A 6,989-nucleotide genomic window follows, 5' to 3' on the forward strand; every position below is an offset into this window, starting at 1 on the left:
CCCCCCCCCCCCCCCCCCCCCCGCCCCCCCCCCCCCCCCCCCCCCCCCCCCCCCCCGCCCCGGTGTCGCACCATCGGGCGTCGCCCAGAGGGAGGGACGGACGTGCACGCCGAGCTGGGACTGGGGCTGGCCGCCGTCGGCCGCCCGGCCTACATCACCGCGGGCCGGGACGCCGACCTGCCCGGCAACCGGACGCCGGCCGCCCTCCGGGCGCGGGCACACGAGCTCCTCGACGCCGCTGCCCGGCTGGGCGTGCGCTACATGGACGCGGCCCGCTCCTACGGCCTCGCCGAGGAGTTCCTCGCCTCCTGGCTGCGCGGCCGGACCGGGCCGCCGCCGTTCGTCGCGAGCAAGTGGGGCTACCGCTACACCGCCGACTGGCGGCCCGACGCCGTCCGGCACGAGGTCAAGGACCACGGCGGAGCCATGCTGAGCCAGCAGCTCGAGGAGTCCCGCGCGCTGCTGGGCCCGTGGCTACGGCTGTACCAGGTGCACTCCCTGACCCTCGACAGCCCGCTGTGGGACGACCGCGCGGTGCTGGCGGAGCTGGGCCGGCTCCGGGACGGCGGGATCGAGGTGGGGCTGTCGACGTCGGGCCCGGACCAGGCGGCCGCCGTCCGGCGGGCGCTGGAGATCGACGTCGACGGCCGGCCGCTGTTCGCCGCCGTGCAGAGCACCTGGAACCTCGCCGAGCCGTCCGTCGGCCCGGCGCTGGCGGAGGCGCACGCCGCCGGTCTGCGGGTCGTGGTCAAGGAGGCGCTGGCCAACGGCCGGCTCACGGACCGCGGCGCCGAGCCCGGCAGCCGGCTCGCCCAGGCGGCCCGCGAGCACGGGGTGGGCGTCGACGCGCTGGCCCTGGCCGCCGCTCTCACCCGGCCCTGGGCCGACGTCGTGCTCAGCGGGGCGGTGTCGGTCGCGCAGCTCGAGGCGAACGCCCGGGCCCGGGATCTGGCCGGCGCCGGGGAGGCGCTCAGCGGCCTGGTCGCGCCCCAGGACCCGCACGCCTACTGGTCGGAGCGCAGCCGGCTGCCCTGGACCTGAGCGATCGCGCCGCCGCGGGGCTCACCACCGGCGCAGCGCGCGGCGACCGGCCTGGTCCCGGCGCTCCGGGAACCACACGCCCTGATCGGCCCGGTCGACCCGCTCGAAGGCCCGGGCGTACCAGAGCGTCGTCCCGGTCGTCGAGACCGCCCACGCGGAGAGGGCCCACGCCAGCGCGCTCACGGCCGCTCCCGCCCGGCCAGGGGGTGCGAGGACTGCTCGGCCAGCGCGGCCCGCAACCGCTGGCCCATCCGCCGGCGCGCCTCGGCGCGCTCGCGCAGGAGGGCGGCCAGCGCCGGGTTGGCGGCCCGGCAGGCCCGCCGCTCCAGCACCGCGGCGGCCTCGGCGTACACGGCCGCCTGGCGCAGCTGCTCGACCAGCCCCGCGCCGGGGGTCCGCAGTGGCCCGCACGGTCGCAGCCGGCTGGAGTCATCGGTGGAGTGTCGGGTCGTCACTGTCGGCTTCCCCCCTCGTCGGCCGTCGCGCCGTCATCAGGAAGACGCCGCAGCCGCCGCGGGATGACGCGGGACCTCAGGCGGGGCCGCGCCGGGCCATGTCGTAGCTGGCCAGCACCTCGAGCAGGAAGGCCGACGCCGACCGGGCCACGCCGGCCACCTCGTCGGCGGAGCTGTCGCGGAGCACCTCGACGAGGACCTCGTGGTGCACCTGCACGACCTCCAGGAGGCCGCGGCCCTCGGCCAGGGCGCGGCGGCCGAGCTGGTAGCCGGCGGTGAGGGAGGACTCCTCCTGCCGGGACAGGTAGCGCAGGAAGGCCGGGCGGTAGTCGCGGAGCAGGTCCTCGTGCGCGGTCACGACGGCGGCCCCGACGGAGCGGTCATCCGCCTCCCCAGCTCGGCGAGGCCCTCCTCGAGGTCGAGGGCGGTCGTCACCGAGCCGGTGTCCATGCCGAGTTCGACCATCGTGTACGCGACGTCGGGCTGGATGCCGACGACGACGGTGACCGCGCCGCGCAGCCGCGCCATCTCGGCGATGTCGCGCAGCGTGCGGGTGCCGAAGGAGTCCAGGACGTCGAGCGCGGCCACGTCGATGACGACCCCCCGCGCGCGGTCGGCGCCGATCCGCTCCACCAGGTCCCGCTGGAACCGCACCAGCTGGGAGTCGTCGAGGGCCGTGTGGACCGAGGCGATCAGGTTGGGGCCCTGCCGCAGGATCGAGAACAGGCGCGGACTGGTCACGGCCCACCGGCCCCGTCGTCCCGGGCGACCGAGTACCCCAGCAGCCGCTCGGCCTCCTCGAGGCCGCCCTGCAGGTCGCCGATGGTGTTCATCTTGGACAGGTCGACCCCGATGGTGACGAGTGTCTGCGCGATCTCCGGGGACAGCCCCGTGATGATGACGCTCGCGCCCATGAGGCGTGACGCGTCGACGGTCCGCACGAGGTGGTTGGCGACGGACTCGTCGACGTCCGGGACGCCGGTGATGTCGACGACGACGACCTTGGCGCGGTGCAGGCGGATGCCGCTGAGCAGCTGCACGGTCAGCTGCCGGGCGCGCTCGCGGTCGAGGATCCCGATGATCGGCAGGATGAGCAGCCGCTCGCGCACCGGCAGCACCGGCGTCGACAGCTCCCGGATGGAGTCCTGCTGCTGCCGGATGACCCGCTCGCGCTCTTCGACGAAGCTCACCGCGACGGTGTTGGCGATCCGGTTGGCGGCCGGCTCGTAGGCGTCCAGCACCCGGTTGAGCAGCGCGAAGTCCCGCTGGTACTTCTCGAACAGCGACCGGGCGAGGACGTCGCGCAGCAGCAGCACGATGCCGACGACCTCGTGGGTCTCCACGCCGCGGGGGATGATCCGCTCGGACAGGTCGCGGGCGTAGTGCTGCAGCGCCTCCACGCTGCCGGTCTCCAGCACCTCGACGTAGTTGTCGTAGACCAGCGTGGTCTCGGCGGCCATCTCCTGGGAGGTCATGGCCTGCAGCAGGTGTGCCTCCTGGATGCGCCGGGCCCACTCCTGGCGCAGCCGCGTGCGGTGCTCGCGGAGGTGCGCGACCAGCTGGGGCAGCAGACCGTCCAGGTCGAGCCCGGGGGCCCCGTCGGCCGCCGCGGTCACGGTCGGGTTCTCGTTCCGGCTCATGTCTCTCCCCGCCACTTGGTCATGGTCACCGTCGTGCCGCGGCCGGTCTCGGAGACCACCGCGAACTCGTCCATCAGCCGCCGCGCGCCGGGCAGCCCCAGCCCGAGCCCCTGGTAGGTGCTGTAGCCGTCCTGCAGCGCCTGCTCGACGTCGGGGATCCCCGGGCCGGCGTCGCGGGCGACGATCGAGATGCCGCCCCGTGGCTCGGACACCTCGGCCACCACCACCTCGCCGGAGTCGGCGAAGCGCACGATGTTGCGCGCCACCTCGGAGACGGCGGTGGCGATCAGCGTGATGTCGGTGGGGGAGAACCCCAGCCGGGTGGCCAGCTCCCGCGCGGCCTGGCGGGCGGAGACGATGTCGGCGTCGGTGCGGACGGCGACCCGCACGTCGTCGTCCCGCGCGCGGCCCCGCCCCACGAGCGGCCCCGACAGCCGCGCGCACACGGCGCACTCGAGCAGGTGGCGGGCCGCGTCGACCTCCCGCTGGCGCCGCCGGTCGCCGCTGGACAGCGCCAGGAGCACCGGCCGGCACCGCTCGGTCGGCGGCTCCACGCGCTCGGAGACCAGCAGGTACTCCACCCGCAGCCGGGCCCGCGTGCGGTTGAGCTGCGCGGCCACCGCGCCGGCCGTCGACCCGAGCTCGGCGGCCAGCGAGCGGGTGTCCTGACCCGCGACCTCGTGGGCGAGCAGGGTGTCGCGCTCGCGCTCGGACAGCCGGGTGAGCGCCTCGGCCACGGCCGCCCGGTCCTCCTGGGCGAGGACGTCCTCGTCGGGGGCGTCGGGTGGGCGCAGGTCCACGACGCGGTGCTGGTGGCGGCGCTGCCGGTCCTGGTCGCGCCACATCGAGGTGACGACGTTGCGGGCGGTCACGATGGCGTAGGGCTCGAGCATCCCGGGATCGATCCGCTCCGTCGCGGCGAGCACCCGGGCCAGCGTCTCCTGCACCAGGTCGTCGGCGGTCGCGGTGTCCGGCACGCGCGCGGCGACGATCCGGCGCACGAGGGGGATCAGGGCTGCGACGTCCGTAGACTCGCTGCCCTCCTCGTCCGCGCCCACCGGCTCGACGGCCGCCACCCGCGGGACGCTACCGCCGTCGACGGCCCCGCGCTGCGCCGGGCGCGCGCGGCCGCCGCGAGGGCGCGACCCGGCCGGCCGTGCATCCGTTCGGATGAACGTGGCCCCGGGAGGACCACCCCGATCTTGACGGTCCATCACCCACCGTGATGGTTTGCGCCAGCTTGTCACCAGTCCGGGGTGGTCGCACGCCCCGCAGGGACGGCTGTCCGTACTGTCGGTAACCATCTCGGGGGAGTCCCGCATGGCCTACAACGCAATCCCGCGCTCGAGGAGACAACGCGTGCGGAGGGCCGGTTCCGCGGCCCTCGGCGGCGCGCTCTCCGCCGGTCTCGTCGTCCTCGGGGTGGCGGTGCCCGGCACCGCCACCGCCGACACCCGGCCGGCCGCGGGCACCCCCGCCACGGTCTCCGCCGACGCCCTGGGCACCGTCCAGGTCAACGGCGTGGTGTGGGGGATGGTGACCGTCGGCAACACCGTCTACGCGACGGGCAGCTTCACCTCGGCCCGCCCGGCCGGCGCGGCCGCCGGCACGCAGGAGACGCCGCGGGCCAACCTGCTGGCCTTCGACATCCGCACCGGCGCGCTGGTGACGGGCTTCAACCACACGCTCAACGGCCAGGGGCGCACGATCGTCGCCTCGCCGGACGGCTCCCGGATCTACGTCGGCGGCGACTTCACCACCGTGGACGGCGTGGCCCGCGGGCACCTCGCGGCCTTCGACGTGGCCACCGGCAACCTGGTGCAGGGCTTCGCGCCGTCGCTGAACCGGTCGGTCATGTCGCTGATGACCTCCGGGTCGACCGTCTACGCCGGTGGTGACTTCACCACCGCGGCCGGGCAGACCCGCACCCGCCTGGCGGCGTTCAACGCCACCACGGGCGCGCTGACCCAGTGGGCGCCGAGCGCGAACTACACCGTCCGCGGCATGGTCATGGACCCGACGGGCACCCGCGTGGTCTTCGGCGGCCAGTTCTCCGAGGTCAACGGCACCCCGGCGATCGCGCTCGCCTCGGTGGACGCCGTCACCGGTGGGAACACCGACACGTGGGACTACGGCATCACCAACGCCGGCGACAACGGCGGCGTCTACAGCCTGGACACCGACGGCAAGAACGCCTACGCCAACCTGTACGGCTTCCAGGTCGGCAACATCGAGGGCACCGTCGCGTTGAACCCGACCACGCTCGACCTGGTCTGGATGAACGACTGCCACGGCGACCCGTACGACACGTGGTCCAACGGCACCGTCGTCTACCAGGCCGGGCACACCCACGACTGCGAGACCTCCGGCCACTTCCCGGACTCCGCCGTCGACCAGATCTGGAAGCGCGGCATCGCGATGTCGGTGGCCAGCACGGGCACCCTCAAGGCGACCACGCAGGTGCCGCGCTACACCAGCTGGGAGGGGCGGCCGCACCCGTCGGTCCTCAACTGGTACCCGACCCTGAACACCGGCACCGTCACCGGCCAGTTCCAGGGCCCCTGGACGGTCACCGGCGGGCAGAACTACGTCGTCTACGGCGGCGAGTTCACCACCGTGAACGGCCAGCAGCAGCAGGCCCTGGTGCGCTTCGCCGACCCGTCCATCGCGCCGAACCGGCGCGGGCCCGAGGTCACCGCGGCGGGCCTGCGGCCCAACGCCACCTCCACCACGGCCGGTACCGTCCGGGTGGCCTGGCGCTCGGCGTGGGACATGGACAACGAGGAGCTCACCTACTCGGTCTACCGGGACGGCGGCACCACGCCGATCGCCACCTTCACCGCGAAGTCCACCTGGTGGAACACGCCGCTGCTCACCTTCACCGACACCCGTCCGGCGGGCAGCACGGCGTCCTACCGGGTGGCGGTCAGCGACCCCTTGGGCAACACGGTGACCAGCTCGGCGTCCAACACGGTCACCGTCGCCGCGGCCACCAGCGCCTACGCCGGCACGATGCTCGCGGACTCGCCCGCCCAGTACTGGCGGCTCGGTGAGTCCTCCGGCACCAGCGCCTACGACCACGTCGGCACCACCAACCTGACCGAGGGCGCGGGGATCACCCGCGGAACCGCGGGCGCCGTCGCCGGTGACACCGCGATCACCGCCAACGGGACGGCGACCGGCATCGCGGCCGCCAGCACCACGGTGAAGACCCCGACGAACGCGTTCACGGTCGAGGCCTGGGTGAAGACCACCGGCCGCGGCGTCATCGCTCAGTACGGCGACTCGGCCACCGGGGCCAACACCACCAGCGACCGTGCCCTCTACGTCGACGCCGACGGCCGGCTCTCCTTCGGGCTGTCCCGGCGCAGCGGCTTCGGGCCGACGGCGACGACGACCTACACGACCGTGCGCAGCACCGCACCGGTCGCCGACGGGCAGTGGCACCACGTCGCCGCCACCGTCGGCACGGCCGGCACCGTCCTGTACGTCGACGGCGCGCAGGTGGCCGCCGACCCGGCGATGACCCGGGCCAACACCCGGCTCACGTCCGGCTACTGGATGGTCGGCAGTGGCACGCTGACGGGCTGGCCGCAGGCCCCGGCGAGCTCCTCGCTCTCCGGTGCGATCGACGAGGTCGCCGTCTACGCCGCCCCGCTCGCCGCGGACCGGGTCAAGGCGCACCACGCCGCCGCGAACGGCACCGTGCCCCCGCCCAACGCGGCACCGACGGCGGCGTTCACCGCGACCGCCAGCAACCTGGCCGTGGCGGTGGACGGGCGCGGGTCGGCCGACACCGACGGCACCGTGGCCGCCCACGCGTGGGACTTCGGTGACGGGCAGCGCGGCACCG

8 protein-coding genes are annotated in these 6,989 nt (G+C 74.8%); 2 read left to right on the plus strand and 6 right to left on the minus strand.

What is annotated here, in order from left to right:
- The first annotated feature begins 102 nt into the window (after positions 1 to 102).
- Positions 103 to 1,041 carry an aldo/keto reductase gene (locus ACI78Q_RS23415; protein WP_456925882.1) on the plus strand — a complete coding sequence of 313 codons (939 nt, stop codon included), beginning with the start codon at positions 103 to 105 and terminating at the stop codon, positions 1,039 to 1,041.
- Between the two features lie 21 nt (positions 1,042 to 1,062).
- On the opposite strand, the gene ACI78Q_RS23420 is transcribed toward ACI78Q_RS23415, so the two are convergent.
- The 6 genes from ACI78Q_RS23420 to ACI78Q_RS23445 form a co-directional block, all read right to left on the minus strand.
- Positions 1,063 to 1,224, minus strand: coding sequence for a hypothetical protein (locus ACI78Q_RS23420; protein WP_456925883.1), 162 nt, complete (start codon positions 1,222 to 1,224; stop codon positions 1,063 to 1,065).
- Complete coding sequence (locus ACI78Q_RS23425; RefSeq protein WP_456925884.1) at positions 1,221 to 1,496, minus strand: hypothetical protein; 276 nt, start codon at positions 1,494 to 1,496, stop codon at positions 1,221 to 1,223. The genes ACI78Q_RS23420 and ACI78Q_RS23425 overlap by 4 nt, the downstream gene beginning before the upstream one ends.
- A gap of 76 nt (positions 1,497 to 1,572) precedes the next feature.
- Positions 1,573 to 1,854 (minus strand): phosphatase RsbU N-terminal domain-containing protein, encoded by a 282-nt coding sequence (locus ACI78Q_RS23430; protein ID WP_456925885.1) that lies wholly within the window; start codon positions 1,852 to 1,854, stop codon positions 1,573 to 1,575.
- A complete protein-coding gene (locus tag ACI78Q_RS23435; RefSeq protein WP_456925886.1) occupies positions 1,851 to 2,237 on the minus strand; it encodes an STAS domain-containing protein in 387 nt (128 codons plus the stop codon). The genes ACI78Q_RS23430 and ACI78Q_RS23435 overlap by 4 nt, the downstream gene beginning before the upstream one ends.
- Positions 2,234 to 3,136, minus strand: a complete 903-nt coding sequence (locus ACI78Q_RS23440) for an STAS domain-containing protein (protein ID WP_456925887.1) — start codon at positions 3,134 to 3,136, stop codon at positions 2,234 to 2,236. The genes ACI78Q_RS23435 and ACI78Q_RS23440 overlap by 4 nt, the downstream gene beginning before the upstream one ends.
- Positions 3,133 to 4,212 (minus strand): sigma-70 family RNA polymerase sigma factor, encoded by a 1,080-nt coding sequence (locus tag ACI78Q_RS23445; RefSeq protein ID WP_456925888.1) that lies wholly within the window; start codon positions 4,210 to 4,212, stop codon positions 3,133 to 3,135. The genes ACI78Q_RS23440 and ACI78Q_RS23445 overlap by 4 nt, the downstream gene beginning before the upstream one ends.
- A 283-nt stretch (positions 4,213 to 4,495) precedes the next feature.
- Here ACI78Q_RS23445 and ACI78Q_RS23450 point away from each other — a divergent pair.
- Positions 4,496 to 6,989, plus strand: a 2,494-nt coding sequence (locus ACI78Q_RS23450; RefSeq protein ID WP_456925889.1) for a LamG domain-containing protein, incomplete at its 3' end; no start/stop codon positions are given.

The sequence above is a fragment of the Geodermatophilus sp. SYSU D00705 genome (assembly GCF_054050135.1).

Coding starts and splice junctions, on each gene's coding strand:
- ACI78Q_RS23440 (WP_456925887.1), bottom strand. CDS start 3,136: ATGAGCCGGAACGAGAACCCGACCGTGACCGCGGCGGCCGACGGGGCC.